14 protein-coding genes are annotated in these 17,224 nt (G+C 71.3%); 2 read left to right on the forward strand and 12 right to left on the reverse strand.

Annotation, left to right across the window (positions count from 1 at the left end; translation table 11 throughout):
* From QR77_RS16265 to QR77_RS16295, 7 genes are all read right to left on the reverse strand, one after another.
* Positions 1–891 (reverse strand): polyketide synthase (locus QR77_RS16265; protein WP_150130390.1); only part of this gene is annotated, 891 nt, incomplete at its 3' end.
* A gap of 101 nt (positions 892–992) precedes the next feature.
* A complete protein-coding gene (locus QR77_RS16270) occupies positions 993–2,054 on the reverse strand; it encodes an aldo/keto reductase (RefSeq protein ID WP_236710684.1) in 1,062 nt (353 codons plus the stop codon).
* A 6-nt stretch (positions 2,055–2,060) separates the two neighbouring features.
* Complete coding sequence (locus QR77_RS16275; RefSeq protein WP_052488810.1) at positions 2,061–2,846, reverse strand: alpha/beta fold hydrolase; 786 nt, start codon at positions 2,844–2,846, stop codon at positions 2,061–2,063.
* Positions 2,843–5,710 carry a type I polyketide synthase gene (locus QR77_RS16280; RefSeq protein WP_052488811.1) on the reverse strand — a complete coding sequence of 956 codons (2,868 nt, stop codon included), beginning with the start codon at positions 5,708–5,710 and terminating at the stop codon, positions 2,843–2,845. Before QR77_RS16280 ends, QR77_RS16275 begins: the two co-directional genes overlap by 4 nt.
* Positions 5,703–6,245, reverse strand: coding sequence for a phosphopantetheine-binding protein (locus tag QR77_RS49795; protein WP_078876734.1), 543 nt, complete (start codon positions 6,243–6,245; stop codon positions 5,703–5,705). The genes QR77_RS16280 and QR77_RS49795 overlap by 8 nt, the downstream gene beginning before the upstream one ends.
* A 177-nt stretch (positions 6,246–6,422) precedes the next feature.
* Complete coding sequence (locus QR77_RS16290; protein WP_052488812.1) at positions 6,423–7,826, reverse strand: aldehyde dehydrogenase family protein; 1,404 nt, start codon at positions 7,824–7,826, stop codon at positions 6,423–6,425.
* Entirely contained in the window at positions 7,826–8,926 is a 1,101-nt protein-coding gene (locus QR77_RS16295) for an AMP-binding protein (RefSeq protein WP_040022510.1), read from the reverse strand. Before QR77_RS16295 ends, QR77_RS16290 begins: the two co-directional genes overlap by 1 nt.
* Before the next feature lie 205 nt (positions 8,927–9,131).
* On the opposite strand from QR77_RS16295, the gene QR77_RS16300 reads away from it, so the two are divergent.
* Together QR77_RS16300 and QR77_RS16305 are read left to right on the forward strand one after the other, a co-directional pair.
* Positions 9,132–9,464: a hypothetical protein gene (locus tag QR77_RS16300; RefSeq protein WP_040022512.1), complete on the forward strand. Its 333-nt coding sequence runs from the start codon at positions 9,132–9,134 to the stop codon at positions 9,462–9,464.
* A 326-nt stretch (positions 9,465–9,790) separates the two neighbouring features.
* Complete coding sequence (locus QR77_RS16305) at positions 9,791–10,558, forward strand: alpha/beta hydrolase (protein ID WP_040022513.1); 768 nt, start codon at positions 9,791–9,793, stop codon at positions 10,556–10,558.
* Between the two features lie 59 nt (positions 10,559–10,617).
* Here QR77_RS16305 and QR77_RS16310 read toward each other — a convergent pair whose 3' ends face one another.
* From QR77_RS16310 to QR77_RS16330, 5 genes are all read right to left on the reverse strand, one after another.
* Positions 10,618–12,024, reverse strand: a complete 1,407-nt coding sequence (locus QR77_RS16310; RefSeq protein ID WP_078876736.1) for an FAD-binding protein — start codon at positions 12,022–12,024, stop codon at positions 10,618–10,620.
* Between the two features lie 35 nt (positions 12,025–12,059).
* Entirely contained in the window at positions 12,060–13,841 is a 1,782-nt protein-coding gene (locus tag QR77_RS16315; RefSeq protein ID WP_052488814.1) for an amino acid adenylation domain-containing protein, read from the reverse strand.
* Positions 13,780–14,424: a phenazine biosynthesis FMN-dependent oxidase PhzG gene (gene phzG / locus QR77_RS16320; protein ID WP_040022515.1), complete on the reverse strand. Its 645-nt coding sequence runs from the start codon at positions 14,422–14,424 to the stop codon at positions 13,780–13,782. The genes QR77_RS16315 and phzG overlap by 62 nt, the downstream gene beginning before the upstream one ends.
* A 103-nt stretch (positions 14,425–14,527) precedes the next feature.
* Positions 14,528–15,391, reverse strand: a complete 864-nt coding sequence (locus QR77_RS16325) for a PhzF family phenazine biosynthesis protein (RefSeq protein WP_347359782.1) — start codon at positions 15,389–15,391, stop codon at positions 14,528–14,530.
* On the reverse strand, positions 15,388–17,224 hold a 1,837-nt coding region (locus QR77_RS16330; protein ID WP_052489616.1), incomplete at its 5' end, for an anthranilate synthase family protein. The genes QR77_RS16330 and QR77_RS16325, both read right to left, overlap by 4 nt.

The following is a 17,224-nucleotide window of genomic DNA, read 5'->3' on the forward strand; positions in this document are numbered from 1 at the left end:
CGGGCCGCCGCCGGTGCCGGGCAGCTTGCCGTCCTGGACCGCGAGGACGGCGTCGACGAGCGCGGCCATGGCGGGCACGGTGTCGGTGACCCGGTCGCCCGAGGTGACAGGCAGTGTGACGACACTGTCGGCCGCCACCCCGCCCGCCGCGTGCGCGTCCCTGACGACCCGGTCGCGGGCGGCGCCCGGCGACTCGTCCCGGCCCGCCGTGCCGACGGCCGTGGCCCGCAGGAGCGCGTGGACGCGGTCGCCGTCCTCCCTGGCGGCGCGCAGGAGCTTCAGTACGAGGACGCCGCAGCCGCCGGTCGCCCTCTCCGCCTCCACGGTGACGGCCCCGGCCAGCGCGAGGTCGCACTCGCCGCCCAACAGCGCCTGCACCGCGCTGTGCACGGCCACCAGCCCCGTCGCGCCCGCCGCCTGGACCGTCACCGCGGGCCCGGTGGAGCCCAGCTTGTACGCGACCCGGGAGGCGAGGAAGTCGGCTCCGGTGCCGACCCTGATCTGCCGGTCGTCCAGGTGCGCCGGCCCGCCGGCTCCCCGGCGCAGCGCGGCGGCGTGGCCGGTGCTGCCGCCGCCCGCGTAGATCCCGATGACCGCGCCGTCGCCGGCCGGGTCGTGGGCCGCGTCCTCCAGCGCGTGGTGCGCGCATTCCAGCAGCATCCGCTGCTGCGGGTCCATGATGACGGCTTCCCGGGGGGAGATGCCGAAGAAGGCGTGGTCGAACGCGTAGGGATCGCGCAGGCCCCGGCCGGCACCCGGCTGTCCGGGGGCGGGAGCGGGGTCGGTGACCCGCCCCCTGTACGCGTCGAGATCGGCGGCCTGCCCGAAGCGGGCCGCGATCCCGACGACGGCGATCTCCGTTTCGTCGGCCTCCGGTTCGAATGTGGTCATGCCGGTCCGCCCCTCCTGGTTCACGTTCTCGGCCTCGGCTCGCGCGGTGTGTTTCGGCAGCGGCGTGTTCGGGCTGCGGTGTGTTTCGGGCTGCGGTCCGTTCACGCCACCGGTGTGTTCGGACCGACGAAGCGGTCCCTCTCGACGCCGAGCACCGACTCGAGGTGCCCGGCCATCAGCTCGTAGGGCTGGCCGAGTCGCGGCGCGCTGACCTGGTCCAGCCGCGCGATCTGCGCCTCGTCGAGGGTGAGATCGAGCGCACCGAGGTACTCGTCGAGCTGCTCGACCGTGCGGGGACCGATGACGGGCACCAGCGCCGTACCCGACCGCGCGGCGCGCGCCCGTACCCAGGCGGTCGCCACCTGCGCCGGGGACAGACCGCTCTCCGCCGCGATCGCGAGGACCGCGTCGAGGGTCTCGGTGCGCTGCTCGCTGTCCTCCGTACGGATGGCGAGTCCGTCCCAGTCGCTCAGCCTTCCGCTCCGGCTCTCGCGGTACTTGCCGGTGAGCAGCCCACCGCCGAGGGGCGCCCACAGGCATGCGCCGAGGCCCAGCGCCTCGGCCATGGGCAGCAGTTCGCGGTCGGCACCGCGCTCCGCGAGGCTGTACTCGAACTGGACTCCCACCAGCGGTGTCCAGCCCCGCAGTTCGGCGATGGCGCCGGCCCTGCTCACCCGCCAGGCGGGGAAGTTGGAGAGCCCGGCATGCAGGATCTTGCCTTCGTGGACCAGGTCGTCGAGGGCCGTCAGGATCTCCTCGACCGGGGTCACCGAATCCGGGAGATGGGCCCAGTACAGGTCGATGTGGTCGGTGCGCAGGCGCTTCAGGCTCGCCTCGACGGACTTCCTGATGTTCTTGCGGCTGTTGCCGGTGCTGGACACCCGGGGCCTTCCCGCGCCCAGGGAGAATTTCGTGGTCACCACGAAGTGGTCGCGGTCGGACTCCAGGAACTCGCCGAGGAGCTTCTCCGACTCACCGATCTGGTAGTTGTCGGCCGTGTCGATCAGCGTGCCGCCGGCCTCCGCGAACCGGTCGAATATCTTGCGCGCGTCCGCCCGGCCCGCCCCTCCGCCCCACAGGGTGCCGAAGTTGGCGGTGCCCAGGGCGTATTCGGAGACCCGCAGGCCGGTGTGGCGGCCGAAGGTGGTGTAACGCATCGTCATGTGCCCCTAGTTCTCGGTGCCGGGGGATCGGCTGAGGGATTGGCTGATGAGAGAAGTCAGCTCCCGCTGCCGGTCCGGGTCACGGAAGTAGAAATGGCCTCCCGGCAGTACGTGGGAGTCGAACTCCGCCCTGGTGTGCACGTCCCAGCCGAGCTGGGCGCTGTCCTCCTGGTCGCCGCAGAACGCGGTGACGGGGACGGGAAGCGGATCCTGAGGCACGTACGCGTAGGTGTCGGCGATCTCCGCGTCCGCGCGCAGATGGCCGAGCACGATGGACCGGATCTCCGCGTCGTCGTGGATCGGCCGCGGAAGCGCGCCCCAGCGCCCCTCGATCTCGGCGAGGAGCTGGTCGTCGGAGAGCCGGTGCACGGACTTCCGGGTGGTGATCGGCGGCGGCTGCATGGAGGAGAGCAGGAGCCGTCGCGGCAGTCGGCGTCCGGCGCGCCGGAGTTCGCGGGTCACCTCGAACGCCACCAGCGCGCCCAGGCTGTGCCCGAAGAACGCGAAGTCCCTGCGGCCGAAGTCGATCTGCTCGACCAGATCGGTGACCAGATCGGTCAACCGGGTGTACGGAGCCTCGGTTTCGCGCGGCGCCCGGCCCGGCATGCGTACGGCCCAGAGCTTGATGCCGGGCAGCCCGTCGGACCACCGTACGAACTCGCCCCCGGAGCCACCCGCGTGGGCGAAGCAGTACAGATCCAGCGTGGTGCCGGTCTTCTGCCTCCGGCTGGACAGCCAGCGCTGCTCCAGCGCGCCGAGCGCTCCGGGCGCACGGTCCACCGTCGCGGTCACGAGGCCTCCTCGTCGGTGCTGTGCTGATGTCCCCGCTGGGCCAGCCGGCTCTCGACCAGCTCGGCGAGTCCGGCGGCCGTGGGCGTGGTGAACAGCGACCGGGCCTCGATCTTCACCGGGTAGACCTCACGGATCTCAGCGAGCAGTTTGGCGGCGACCAGGGAGTCCCCGCCGAGGTCGAAGAAGCTTTCGTCGGGCTCGATGTCCGCCAGGCCGAGGGCGTCGGAGAAGAGCCGCAGCACAAGGGCCAGAGGGGTGTCGTCGGCCGGCCTGCCCCCGGTCACCGGGCCCGCGTCCGCCGTCAGGTCTCCGAGCGGTGCGGTTCCCGGAGACCGCTCGTGCTCCGACCGCTCGTGCTCCGACCGCTCGTGCTCCGACTGCTCGGTGGCCGGCGCCACTCGCGTACGTATGTCGGCGCCCGCCGCCGTCTCCTCCGCCGGGTGCCTCAGCAGATAGGGCAGCCGCTCGAAGGGATAGCCGGGGAGCGGAGTCCTGAACCGGCGTTCCCCGTCGTGCACAGCGGCCCAGGAGATCGCTGTGCCCGCCAGCCAGAGCTTTCCGAGCGCGGTGTACAGCGTCGACAGGGCGCCGGCGTCGGCCAGTTCGCCGTTCGGGAAGGCGGCAAGCAGCAGGGGACCCGGTGTTGCCGGGTGGTGCTGCTCCGCCCCGTATCGCTCCGCGCGCTTGATCAGCGCCGAACCGAACCCGACCTGGAGCAGGATCCGTTCGGGATCCTCCACCAGGGTGCCGAGCGCCGCGTCCGGCGCGGGTGTCCCGCCGGACTCGGCGGCCCACTGGTCGGCGCCGATGACCGTGCCCGCGCCGTACCAGTGCCCGTCGCCACCGTCGTGGCCGACGCCGAGCACGACCGGTATCCGGACGGGGCCCGCGGGCGGGGCCTCGCCCGCGCCGCCTCCGGCGCGTTCGGCCACCAGCCGCAGCACGTCCGGGAGGGTGAACGCCCCTGCCGTCGCGGCGGCGACCAGCGCTCCCACCCCGCTCCCGTGGACGGCGGCCGGGCGGACGCCCCAGTGCTGCCAGAGCGCGGCGAGCGCGTACTCCAGCGCGAAGACGTAGACGTCGCGTGCGGTCCGGTCGGCGGGGAACGCGGCTCCGCGCGCCACGCGCCGTACGGCGCCCGCCAGTTCGGGGCCGACCGTCTCCAGACAGGCATCGAACGCGCCCTGGAACGCGGGCTCCGACGCGTGCAGGCGCCAGGCCTCCGCCGGGCCCGGCTCGCCGGGGAAGAAGAAGACAACGGGCCGGCCGCGCGGCGGCTGTTCACCGAGGACCACCCGCGCCGCGCAGGCCTCGCCGAGGCTCAGTCCCCGCGTCAGCTCCTCACCGACGACGACGAACGCGCGGTGCTCGTGCTCCCGCCGGCCCGTCTGGAGAGTCCACGCGACGTCGGCGAGTACGGGTGCGGGGTCCCCGTCGAGGTGTCCGGTGATCTGGCGGATCCGCGCTCGCAGGGCGGACCTGGTCCGTGCGGAGAGGACGAGGAGCTGGGCCGGGCGCGCGTCCCCGCCGCCGGTACGGCGCGGCGCCTGCTCCAGTACGACATGTGCGTTGACGCCGCCCACGGCGAAGGAGCTGACACCGGCCCGGCGCACCGGACCGTACGGCTCCCACTCCTGGAGGCGGGTCGCCACGCGGAACGGGCTCGAATCGAAGTCGATCGCCGGGTTGGGCTCGGTGTGGTGGAGGCTCGGCGGGATCATCGCGTGCTCCATCGCGAGCACGGTCTTGATGAGCCCGGCCGCTCCGGCGGCGGCGTCGGCGTGTCCGATGTTGGTCTTCACGGATCCGACGGAACAGAAGCCCTTGTCGTCGGTGTCGGACCTGAACGCCTGGGTCAGCGCGGCCATTTCGATGGGGTCGCCCAGCGGGGTGGCCGTGCCGTGCGCCTCCACGTACGTGATGGTTCTGGCGTCGGTACCGGCGGCGAGCTGGGCCTCGCGCACCGCTGCGGCCTGTCCCTCCACGCTGGGGGCGCTGAATCCGATGCGCGCCGCACCGTCGTTGGTCACCGCTGAACCGCGCACCACGGCCCGGATGTGATCTCCGTCGGCCAGGGCGTCGGACAGGCGCTTGAGTACGACGATGCCCACGCCGTTGCCCGCGACCGTTCCGGCGCCGCGTGCGTCGAAGGCGCGGCAGACGCCGTCCGGCGCCAGGGTGCCGTCGGCGCCGGTCCAGACGATGTTCTTCGGCGGCACGTGTACGGCGACACCGCCCGCGAGGGCCAGGTCGCAGTCGCCCGCGAGCAGTCCCCGGCCGGCCGTGTGCAGGGCCACCAGAGCGGTGGCGCAGGCGGCCTGAACGGCGATCGCCGGGCCGCGCAGCCCGAGCCGCTGTGCGGTGCGTGACACCAGGAAGTCCGGTGCCGTACCCAGCAGGACGTCATCCTCGGTCACGCCGGGCAGTTGGCCGCGCCGCGCCAGGAGGGTCTCCGCGTACCGCGTTTCGGTGGAGCCGCCGTAGACGCCGATCGCTCCGGGAAAACGGTCGGGATCCTGGCCCGCGTCCTCAAGTGCCTCGACCGCGCATTCCAGAAAGACCCGGTGCTGCGGATCGATCAGGAAGGCTTCCTTCGCCGAATATCCGAAGTACTCGGCGTCGAACCACTCGGCGCCGTCCAGGCGTCCACGCGCCGGGGTGTACTCCAGGAATCCCGTCGCGCTTTCGCTGTCGGGGACCTGCCTGGCGGGTTCCCGGCTGATCGTGTCGACTCCTTCCGACAGATTTCCCCAGAACTCGTCGAGATCCCTGGCGCCCGGGAAACGCCCGGCCATGCCGATGACGGCGATGAACCCGTCGCTTCCTTCCTGGAGTTCGGCGTTCACGCGCTCGGCGTCAGTCATCGAATTCCTCCCCGGCCACCGGGGAGCCGGCGACGTCCTGTCCGCCCAGTTGTCCCCGGCGCCTGCCGAGCAGCCCGGCACCCCTGACCCGGCGTGTCGTGCCGCGTCCGGCGCCGCCGCCCACGGTGTCCGTGGGCACAGGGCCGCTCTCCAGGTGCCGTGCGAGGGAGAAGACCGTCGGATGGTTGAAGAGATCGATGAGCTCGATCCGCCGTCCGAGGCGCTGCCACACCCGGTCCTGCACCAACCGCAGAAGGATGGAGTGCCCGCCGGCGTCGAAGAAGTTGTCCTCGATCCCGACCTCGGGCAGGTCGAGCACCTCGCACCAGATCTCGGAGATGACATCGACAGTTTCCCGGTCCCGCGCGTGTTCCGTGGAATGCGGTACTGAATGCGATACTGAATTCGGTAAGGAATTCCGAACGGAATCCTGCACCGAAGCGAGGGGTCTGCCTTGTTCCGATTCCGGACGGGCTGCGTGATCCACTCCACTCCCCCTCTTGAACATGTGTGATGTGTGCGATGGATAAATCATCCGCGACCCGCAATTAGATGTCCAATAAATACTTTCCTTGGCGGGCAGAACGTTCCTTTATGGGGACGGCCCGGAACACCGGGCCCGGCACGCGCGAAGGCCGGCCCGGGACCTTTCGGTCCTGAGCCGGCCCTCGTACGTACCGGACGGCGATCGGGGGAGACGCCGCCCGGCCGGTCAGAGGTGGACCACCGTCTTGCTGCGCATCAGGAACTCGCCGAGATAGCCGTCGTGCGGCAGTCCCGGCCGGTGCCAGTGCGTAGCCCGGCTGCCCACATGCACATTGCTGATCGTCGGTTCGGCGACCAGGGCGTCGACGAGTTCCCCGTCGCCGGTGACGACCGTCAGCACGAGTGTGTCGCGCAGCGGTGCGATGCCGTCGGCGCGGCTCCAGGGGGCGACCCACACACAGGGGAAGGGCAGTTCGGCGCCCACCTGCGGCGCGTCCGCCGAGTCCACCTGGTGAACCGTCGGGCGCAACACGGCGCTGCCGTCGCCCAGTTCGTCGACGAAACCGGTGCCGCCGAGCCAGGCGCGGGTGCCCCTGGCCCGTTCGAGAACGTACGTCTCGGTGGCTCGGGCGGCCTTCTCCTGCTGGACGGGCAGACACGCTTTCTCGTCGTACGGCGGGAGGCTCGGCAGGGCGGCCAGCCGCTCGGCGACGGCGCCGGCGACCGGCGCGGGGTCTCCCTCCACCAGGATCGCCGTGGCGTTGACGCAACCGCTGCCGGCGTGACGGCTGACGGAGTCGACGATCATGTCGATGTGTTCGCGCCAGTCGGTTCCGGCGGTCAGCAGGATCTTCGAGCGGCCCGGCTGGAGGGAGAGCACCCCCGGGTCGTCGGCGTACTGCCGGATGACCTCGTCGCCGCCGTACGCCAGGTCGGCGCTCCGCACCAGTGCGTCGGCCGCGTCGTGGCCGCAGGGCAGCAGCGCCACCCGGTCGTCGCCGAACCCCGCCTCGCGCAGCGCGAGCACCAGCCGCTGCGCGGTGAACGGCTCCCGGCGGGAGGGGCGTACGGCCACCCGGTAGCCGACCGCCAGCGCCTCCGGCCAGAAGCCGTGGGTGCCGGGGTGGTTGCCCGGCACGTGTACGGCGAGCACCTCGCCCCTGCGCGTCCACACCGCCTGCCCGGTGCGGGCCAGCGGATCACGCCAGTCGGACACACTGCCCCGGGGGCCCGCGAGTTGAACGCTCCGGTAGGAGTGCGCGATGCGGTCGGCGCAGGTCCGGGTCGCGGTACGCACGACCCCGATCGGGAGCCCGGAGACCGCGGTGACGGCCCTCTCGTACTCCTCGGGTGTCAGGCCGCCCAGCGTCGCGGTCCTGAACAGTTCGGCGGCCCGCGCCAGTGCCGCGGCCCGCTCGGTGGCGGGCAGCGGCGCCGCGGCGCGCAGCGCCTTCATGGTGCGGTTGACGAACAGCACGGGGACAAGGCTGAGTTCGGCCATGACGGCGCCGGTGACATCGGTGACCTGCTGACGGTTGCTCGCGCGGTACGGGCCCGAGGGCCCCAGCGCGTCCACCACGGGCAGGTCGGAGGCGGCGGTTCCGGGGGTCTCCCTGTTCGGCGTCCCCATCAGTAGACCCCCTCGATGACGGTCTCGTTGTCGAAGCGCTCCACCGGGGCGATGCCGGCGGCCGCGTCGCCGATCCGGCCTTCCCGCGCCGGTACCCGGACGGCGGTGTCGCGCTCCAGGTTGTTGGGCAGCAGCAGGGCCTTGCTGACGTGGTGCATGACGACCTGCCCGCGCTGCCCGTACGGGACGGGGTCGCCGGTGCCCGCGTCCACGACCTGGAAGGTGATGTAGGGCGAGAAGGTGTCGAAGACACACGGCTCCAGCGCCGGGGTGCCGTGCCGCTCGCCGGCGATGCCGAGGATCATCGTGCTGCCGTAGTGACCGTAGAGCGTGGTCCCGGGGAAGATCTCGGTGCGGTAGAGCTGCGCGGTGTCGGCGTCCATCTGGGTGCCGCCCCAACGGATCGCTCGCACCTTCTTGTTGATGAGGTCGACCAGTTCGTCGCGCTGTGTCATGCGCTCCAGCAGGGGCGGGGTCACCGTCATCACGCCGATGGGCTGGGTACGCAGGATGTGTGCGGCCTGGTCCACGACATGCTCGGCGTACGCGTCCGCCTGGCCGCCCTTGCCCTCGGCGATGAGCCGCTTGACCCAGCGCGGATCGAGATCGACCTGGAAGCCGTACCGGCCGTGGGTCAGGGCCGAGCGGCGGAAGATCTCACCGACGATGTGCGGGCCCGACGGGGTGATGCCGAGCCAGTCGACCCCGCGCGGGAAGCCGTGCACGTCCAGGTTGGCGTTGCTCCAGGCGACGAGCTTGTCCATCCAGTCACCCGGACAGACCACCCGCTTGGGAGCGCCGGTGGTGCCGCCGCTCTCGAACACACCGACAAGGCCGGGGTTGTCTCCGTAGCCTCGCGGTACGAGGTCGGCCGCCGGCACGTCCCGCAGTTCGTTGGCGACATTGGGGAACAGCCTCAGGTCGTCGTAACTCTTGACGTCCGCCAGGGGGTTGAAGTCCAGCGTCTCGGCCCGCCGCAGCCAGAACGGGGATCCCGTCCCGGGGCTGAAGTGCCAGTCCATCGCGCTCGACACGAGTTCGTCGGGGTCCGGGCTCGCGTCGTGGGGCAAGTCCAGGATCGACAGCTCTGCACGCGCCACTCGTCCTCCTTCAACAACGGCCGGCTGTGGTGGCATGGCCGGCCGGCCCCGCTGATCGGGCCCGGCGCTGGATGGTCGTATGTCCGTTATCCGATCATCCAGGGAGAACAGGCACATGAGTGGTGGCTACTCAACTCCGCGCCGGTCTCGGGGATTTGAGTGGAAAGGCGGCTTTCACCACTGCTTCGGTCCATACACTGGAGCGATGAAGGCAATGATCGCCTGGTGGGATCTCACCGAGTCCGAACACACCGCCGAGACACTGCGCGACTTCCTCCGCGAGGAGGCCGAACAACACTGGTCGGACATCCCCGGCCTGCTCCTGAAGGTGTGGGTCTCCGATCCGGAGAAGAGCCGCTGGGGCGCGGTGATGATCTGGGAGTCCGAAGAGGCCGCGAAGAAGGCCGACCTGCCCCGCAGTGCCGGTGAACTGATCGGCTACCCGCTGGAGTTCAGGGAGTGGTTCGACGTCGAGGCCACGGTCGAGGGAGCACACACACTGCCGTCCCTCGCGGGTCTCGGCCTGGCCCTGGACTGAGCCGCGCCGGGAATGCGATGGTCGCTCTGACTCCGGTGGGCCGCCGCCGATTATTTCGTCCGCGCGTCTGATATTTCACGCCCTCCCGGGCTGCCGGGTGGGGTGATCAGATGCCGGGAGCCGGAGCGGGCGTCGACCTGAAAAGGTGTTGGCCGGGACCGCGTTCGGTTGCTAGCGTCCGAGGGACCGTGACGTCGTGCGAGGAGGTGAGACCCATGAACGCTGTATCTGTGTGGGTGCTCCCCCTGCTCGTCACGGCCGGGCGATTGACGTAGGTGTCGCCGAGGAGCCCCTCGACAACAAGGCTCCCCGAAAGGCAACACCTCATGAACTCAATGCATTTCACCGCGGAGACATCGTCGGACGGTGTCATCGAACGCGACTTCACCCTGGGAGAGGTCCCCGGCGTGCTCTGGTCGCCCGCTTCCGGCTCCGGCCGCGCGCCCCTGGTGCTGATGGGGCACGGTGGCGGAACGCACAAGAAGGCACCGGCCATGTCCGGCCGCGCACACCGTCTCGTGACCGGCTGCGGTTTCCACGTCGCCGTCATCGACGCGCCCGGGCACGGCGACCGGCCGCGCACGGCGCACGACGAGCGGGAAATCGCCGAGCTGTTCCGCGCGAGGGCGGCGGGCGAGCCGGAAGGCCCGATCGTCGTCCGCTACAACGCCCACCTCGCCGAGCGCGCCGTGCCCGAGTGGCTGGCGACGCTGGACGCGCTCCAGGAACTGCCGGAGATAGGCCACGAAGGGCCGGTCGGCTACCTCGGCCTGAACATGGGTACGGCCATCGGCGTGCCGCTGACGGCGATCGATCCCCGCATCACGGCCGCGGTCTTCGGTCTGTTCTGGCACGACTCGCTGGCCGAGACGGCGAAGCGGATCACCATTCCGGTCGAGTTCACCCTCCAGTGGGACGACGAGCACATTCCGCGCCCGTCCGGCCTCGCGTTGTTCGACGCCTTCGCCTCGAAGGAGAAGACGTTGCACGCCAACGCGGGCCGCCACAAGGAGCTGCCCAGGTTCGAGGCCGACAGCGCGGTCCGCTTCTTCGCGCGGCATCTCGGCCGGCCGGCGGTCACGTCAGCAGCGTGACCTGGCCTGACCTCGCCTGACCCGGCGGGGCCTGACGCATGAACCCCCCGCCAACCTCCCTATGCGAGCCGCACGTTGCGGTTGCAGCGGAACATGTTGGCGGGGTCCAGCGCGGCCTTCAGCTCGCTGAGCCTGCCGTGGTCCGCCGGCTCCCAGAGGTCGTCGGCGGGGCGGTGGGCGCCGCCGTCCTCGCACCCGCCGTAGACGAAGTTGTGGAACCGGCCCACCGACGCCTCCCTGACCCCGCCGACGGCCCCGAGGAGCTGCCGGTGGGCCGCGCGTGCCTCGTCAGGATCCGCGAACTGGAGAGGTGTCAGCGTGCGCAGGAGGTAGTGGGCGTCGCGGTGGCCCACCGCGTTCGGCACCAGGGGCGCGCGGCCGAGCGCTCCGCCGAGGTGGCGTATCTCGACCACGCACGGCACTCCGGAGCCGGGTCCGGCGCCCCTCAGGACAGCGGCGGCGTCCTCGGCGCCGAACTCCCGCAGGAGCACGTTGTCGCCCAGGTACGCGTGCGGCAGAGGCGGGTCGTCGTGGATGGAGCCGCACTCCGTGTACGGCATCTCGGCGACGCTGTCCGACTGCCTCGGCCCCGCCTCCCGCAGCGGCGCCGTCAGCTCCTCGCCCCGCCGGGAGTCCCCGGTGTACGCGATCCGCACCTGGGCGAGGTGCCGGCCGCGCAGCCGGTCGGGGAGCATGGGCAGATCCGGGTAGGCCACCAGCGACACCGAGGACGTCAGCTCCTCGGGGAGCGTCCCGGTCCACTGCCGGTAGACCTCCAGGATGCCGGGGACACGTGCCAGGTCGAAGACCAGCTCACCTCCGTACATCCGGCTGACCGGCACCAGGCCGATCTCCATCCCGGTCACCACACCGAAGTTCGTCCCGGCACCGCGCAGCGCCCAGAACAGATCGGCGTCGCTGTCAGCCGTGACATGCCGTACGCGGGCGTCGGCCGTGACGACGTCGACGGACGTCACATGGTCGGCCGCGTAGCCGAACTGCCGCCCGAGCAGGCCGAGTCCGCCGCCGAGCACGTAACCGACAGCGCCCACGTCCGGGGCCGAGCCGTTCAGCGGCGCGAGCCCGTAGCGCGCCGCCGCCTCGATGATCTCGCTGAAGCGGGTCCCCGGCGCGATCCGCGCGGTCCGGGCCCCGGCGTCCACCGTGACCCCCCGTAAACCCGCGGTGCTGATGAGTACGCCGCCTTCGGCGGGGACCGACAGGCCGTGGCCGGTCGCCTGCACCGCCACGGACAGGCCGTGGTCCGCCGCGTGCGCGACGGCCGCCGCCACCGTCTCGCTCCCGTCCGCCCGCACGACGGCCGACGGACGGTGCCGGTAGGCGGTCTGGAAGCCCGCGCACGCGGCGTCGAACCCGTCGTCGCCCGGCGCGAGCACCGCGTCCGGCAGTTCTTTCCGCAAGAGGCCGACGTGCGCCGGCCCGTCCGCCGCTGGGGCGCCGTTCATGTGAACGTTCCTCTCGGTCGTGCGAGTTGGCGTGCTCAGAGCGGGAACGGCTCCAGTTCCCCCGATGCCACCCGCTCGCGCAGCACCTTGCGGTCGACCTTCCCGTTGGTGTTCAGCGGGAAGACCTCCAACGGGTGGTAGCTCAGCGGGATCATGTACGGGGGCAGAGTGGCGCGCAGTCCCTTGTCGACCGCCTCGACGTCGAGTGCGGCGCCGGAGAGGATCGCGGCGAGCATCATCGTGCCCTCCTCGGCGTCCGCGACAGCGATCACCACGGCCCCGTCCACCCCTTCCTGGCTCAGCAGACGCGCCTCCACCTCGGCCGTCTCGATCCGGTGGCCGAGGATCTTGACCTGCGTGTCGAGCCGGCCGAGGTATCCGTACTCCCCGTGTCCGATCGCACGGCCGAGGTCGCCCGTCCGATACCACCCGCGTGGCTCGCCGTCCTCCCGCGCCGCGATGTGGAAGGCAGCCGCTGTGAGGTCCGGAGCCTCCCAGTAGCCCTTGAACACCTGGGGGCCGCTCAGGCACAGTTCCCCCACCTCGCCGTCGCCCACCGGCGTACCGTCCCCGGCCAGGACGGCGACCTCCATGCCCGGGTACGGCGCCCCGATCGGCACGATCCCGTTCAGTGAGCGCTCCGGCGAGGTCCCGGGGTCCCAGCGGTGCACCAGGCACGCGACGGTCGCCTCGGTGGGCCCGTAGAGATTCTCCAGCACGGAGTTGTCCGCCGCCTCCGCCCACGCCCGCGCCACCGGGGCCGGGAGCGCCTCGCCACAGAACAGGCTGTGCCGGAGAGTTGGCAGACTGCCCGGCTCCAGCAGGCCGTTACGGTGTTGCAGCGCCGCCACCGAGGGGACCGACAGCCAGACGGTGAGCCGCTGTTCGCGGATGAAGTCGAGGGGCGCCAGCAACTCGAAGGCGTCCATGGGCAGCAGGCACGCCCCGCTGCCCCAGGCCATGAACGGATCGAAGATCGACAGGTCGAAGGTCTGGTCGGCGGTGTGCGCGAACCGGTCGACCTCGGTGAACCCGTACCGCTCGTCGTTGGCGCACAGGAACCAGTGCACATTGGCGTGCGAGATCGGCACGCCCTTGGGGCGTCCCGTCGATCCCGAGGTGAACAGCAGGTACGCGACGGCGTCGGGGTCGGCGAACACCGGCTCGGCGAGCGGCGCGCAGCGCCCGACCTCGGCACGGCTGAGTACGGAGACCTCACCCGGCAGGCCCGCGGGCGCCTTGTCCGTCTCGGGGAGAAGGACGGCGGGGGCCTTGTCCAGCGAGTTCAGCAGTTGACGGAGCTGTCCGAGCGAGCCGTCATCGGCCAGGATGACGTCCAGGCCCGCACGTTCGGCGATGTCCTTGTTGCGGGACACGGGGTACTTCTTGTTGAGCGGCACCACGGTCGCGCCCGCGTAGAGCCCCGCCAGGAAGCCGGCGTAGGTGACCAGGCTGCGATGGCCGAGGATCCCCACCCGCCTCGGCGGACCGCCGGCACGGCTGAGCGCGGTGGCCCAGCGGCGGACCACACCGTCGAGTTCCTCGTACGTCCAGGTGTGTCCGCCCAGGATCAGCGCGGGCCGGCCGGGGAAGCGCCGCGCACTGGTGTGGAAACCGCTGTGGAGGAAGCCGCTCGGAGCGGAGGGAGGGCCGGAATCCTGCATCGTGTTCTCGCGATCGGTGTCGGTGCGTGTATCGGTGTCGGTGCGGGTGTCGGTGCGGGTGTCGGTGTCGTCACGCTCTCTCGTACGCGCCTCACGGCTGGAGCCGGCCGACGCTCCAGTTGCCGCCGGACCGCTCGTAATACAGCCGCTCATGCAGCCGGTCGGTGCCGTTGGCCCAGAACTCGACCCGCTCGGGCCGCAGTTCGTACGCGGCGAAGCCGGCGGGCCGGGGCAGCGCCCCGCGCTCCCCCAGCTCCCCGGCCCGTATCCGCAGCGCCGCCACCTGGTCGAGATCCTCCAGCGGCTCACTCTGGCGGGACGCCGACGACATGGCGTGGGTGAACACCGCGCGGGCGGCCCACAGCGCGTCGGCCTCGGCGTCCCGCAGCCGTACGACCGGACCAGCGACGGTGATCTGCCGGCTGGTCTCGCGCCAGTACAGAACGCCGGACGCCCAGGGGTTGGCGGCGAGTTCGGTGCCCTTGCGGCTGCCGCTGTGGGTGGCGAAGAGCAGCCCGGTCTCCGTGAGCTTGTTCAACACGACGATCCTGGACGAGGTCCGGCCGTCGGCGCCGGAGGTGGCGAGCGCCAACGCGCATGGTTCGCGTACCTCTTGGTGTGCCGCACCGTCGAGCCATTCCCGCAGCAGACCCATCGGCTCCGGCGGCGGGGTGCGGAACTGCGGGAAGCCGACCTCCACGGTTCCGGTGAGCGATTCCGACCTGGTGCTGTTCATGAGCGTCTCCGTATACGGGATGAGCGGGTACGAGCGGACCGCGGGTCTTGGACTCTCCGGCGGACGTCTCAGGGGACTTGCCCGGGGACATGGCCTCGTCGGGTCACAGCCGCAGCGTTCCCTCGATCACCACAACGCCGTCGCCGCCCACCTCGACCGAGTGCACCAACTCCCCGTCGCCCTCGACGAGCGCGTGCATCGGGGAGGGGCGGCCCATCTCGACACCCTGGGTGATCCGGACGCGCCGCCCGTACGCCGCGAGCCCGTGGCGGGCGAGATGGATCGCGATGGGCCCCGCCGCCGAGCCGGTGGCGGCGTCCTCGACCACGCCGTACGCCGGCGAGAACATACGGCTGCGCCACAGCGCCCCGGCCCCGGCGAAGCAGTTGGCCGCCATGTCGGGGAACGCGCCGAGCGCCCGGTGGTCGGGCGTGAGGGCCGACAGCTCCTCGACGCTGCCCAGCGCGATCAGGACATGCCGGGGACCGTTGCGGTAGACGTCCACCGGCAGGACGGGCTCGGACACCCCGAGGGCCGCCAGTAGTTCCTCGCGCTGCTCGAAGGGCTCCCAGGACGGAACGGGCTGCCGCATCCAGGCAGCGGTGACCACTCCGTCGTCACGGACCAGCGAGAAGGGGATGAGTCCCATGCCGGTTTCGAGCTTCAGCTCGTCCCCCGGGCGTCGGTTGCCCAGGGCGATGGCGGTGCCGAGCAGCGGATGCCCGGCGAACGGCAGTTCGTTGACGGGGGTGAAGACCCTGACGTGGGCGTCGCCGCCCTGCTCGGGGCTGAGCACGAAGGTGGTCTCTGAGAGGTTCATCTCCCGTGCGATGCGCTGCATCTGACTGCCCGTCAGGTCGTCGCAGTCGAAGTACACGGCGACCGGATTGCCCTTGAGTGCCTCTCGCGCGAAGGCGTCGACGACAACATACGGATACATCTGGTTCTCCCTCTGGTCCGTGGTCATACGCCCAGCACCGTGCGTACGGCGGTGGCGAGGATGCGCGGGCCGTCCTGGGTCAGGACCGACTCGGCGTGGAACTGCATGGACATGAAGTGAGGTCCGCGCAGCGCGTGCACCTCGCCGGTCGCCGGATCCCGGCACACCTCCACCGGACCGACCTCGTCGACCTCGTGCTTGTCGGCGTGACTGCGGGCGGCGAACGTGTTGTAGAAGCCGACGTGCTCGGCGTTGCCGAAGAGGTCGATCTCCTTCCGGAGGCCCTGGTTGGGGGCCGGCAGCCGCTCTATGGGAAGACCGAGCTCCAGCGAGAGCACCTGGTGGCTCAGGCATACGGCGAGGAACGGCCCGCCCCGACGCAGCAGTGTCCGCACCGCCGCGTGCAGGTGCCGCATTTTCGGCTCGCCGGTCGCCGTCGGGTCGCCGGGGCCCGGCCCCATCACGACGAGGTCGTGGCCGTCGTCGAAGGAGTACGGCTGGTCGAAGCGCCGGACGGTCACCTCAAGTCCCAGGGAGCTCAGTTGGCGTTCGATCATGGAGGTGAACGTGTCCTCGGCGTCGATGACGAGGACACGGCGCCCGGCGAGTACTGGCACCGGCGCTGTGCGGTTCTCGCTGTCGCTCAGCCAGAAGTCCGCGACGGAGTCGTTGCGCCGCTCCAGGGCGGCCAGCACCCGCGGGTGGGCGGCGAAGCGCCCGGTGTTGCCCGACTCCAGTGCGGCCACCAGTGCGGACGCCTTGGCGCGCGTCTCGGCGGCCTCCGAGGCGGGGTCCGAGTGGCGTACGAGGGTGGCGCCGACCCCGACGCTCAGCCGGCCTCCGCTGTCGATGTCCGCGGTGCGGATGAGGATGGCCGAGTCCATGGCGCGACCGCCGTGTCCGTCACGCCCGATGAGGGCGACAACGCCGCTGTAGTAGCCGCGCCCCGCCGGCTCGTACGTGTTGATGACCCGGCAGGCGCTCTCCAGCGGCGAACCGGTCACCGTCGGCGCGAACATCGTCTCGCGCAGGATGTCGCGTACGTCGCGGTCCGTGTGCCCCTCGATGAAGTACTCGGTGTGCGCGAGCCGGGCCATCTCCTTGAGATGGGGACCGACGACACGGCCGCCGGACGGGCAGATCCGCGCCATCATCTTCAGTTCCTCGTCGACGACCATGTACAGCTCGTCGGCTTCCTTGCGATCGGCGAGGAAGTCCATGACCTCGGGCAGGGTGGGGCCGCCGGCCGGATAGCGGTACGTGCCGCTGACGGGGTTCATCACGGCCAAGCCCCCGTCGAGGCTGACATGCCGCTCGGGCGAGGCACCGACGAAGGTGCGGTCGCCGACGTGGACGAGGAACGTCCAGTAGGCGCCGACCTCCTGGGTGAGGAGCCGGGAGAAGAAGGAGAGCGCGCTGTGGGGACCGTAGTCGGTGATGTCGGCGACGAAGGAACGCTTGATGACGAAGTTCGCGCCCTCTCCCCGGCCGATCACATCGTCGACGACTCGCCGGACGATGTCCCGGTACGCGTCGTCGTCCACGTCGAAGTGGCCGCCGCGCAGCGTTGTGGACACCTGCGGGAGGCGCGGCAGCGCGTCGCTGAGGCGCATCCGCTGCTGGTCGGTGACGGTCAGCGCCAGCAGCGGCGCGCCGTCGTCGGGGACCGCGTATCCGCGCTCGGCCATCTGCCGGTACGGGACGAGGGTGAGCACCTCGTGCCGGGCGCCGTCCGCCGCCGGCGCTTCCGGCAGCGGCAGGGCGGCGAGCGTCGCCGGGGCCGTCACGTCCCCGACGAGTACGTCCAGGGTGTCGGCGCCCGCGGACTCGGGCCGGTGCAGCAGGGCGAAGGCGGCCGGC

Origin of the sequence: Streptomyces sp. 150FB (genome assembly GCF_000818195.1) — a bacterium.
GTDB lineage: Bacteria > Actinomycetota > Actinomycetes > Streptomycetales > Streptomycetaceae > Streptomyces.

Bases quoted from the DNA above. Each gene is read 5' to 3' on its own strand.
- QR77_RS49795 (WP_078876734.1), bottom strand. From the start codon at position 6,245: ATGATTTATCCATCGCACACATCACACATGTTCAAGAGGGGGAGTGGA.
- QR77_RS16305 (WP_040022513.1), top strand. From the start codon at position 9,791: ATGAACTCAATGCATTTCACCGCGGAGACATCGTCGGACGGTGTCATC.
- phzG (WP_040022515.1), bottom strand. From the start codon at position 14,424: ATGAACAGCACCAGGTCGGAATCGCTCACCGGAACCGTGGAGGTCGGC.
- QR77_RS16315 (WP_052488814.1), bottom strand. From the start codon at position 13,841: ATGAGCGGCTGTATTACGAGCGGTCCGGCGGCAACTGGAGCGTCGGCC.
- QR77_RS16270 (WP_236710684.1), bottom strand. From the start codon at position 2,054: ATGACGATGCGTTACACCACCTTCGGCCGCCACACCGGCCTGCGGGTC.
- QR77_RS16325 (WP_347359782.1), bottom strand. From the start codon at position 15,391: ATGACCACGGACCAGAGGGAGAACCAGATGTATCCGTATGTTGTCGTC.
- QR77_RS16280 (WP_052488811.1), bottom strand. From the start codon at position 5,710: ATGACTGACGCCGAGCGCGTGAACGCCGAACTCCAGGAAGGAAGCGAC.
- QR77_RS16310 (WP_078876736.1), bottom strand. From the start codon at position 12,024: ATGAACGGCGCCCCAGCGGCGGACGGGCCGGCGCACGTCGGCCTCTTG.
- QR77_RS16300 (WP_040022512.1), top strand. From the start codon at position 9,132: ATGAAGGCAATGATCGCCTGGTGGGATCTCACCGAGTCCGAACACACC.
- QR77_RS16290 (WP_052488812.1), bottom strand. From the start codon at position 7,826: ATGGGGACGCCGAACAGGGAGACCCCCGGAACCGCCGCCTCCGACCTG.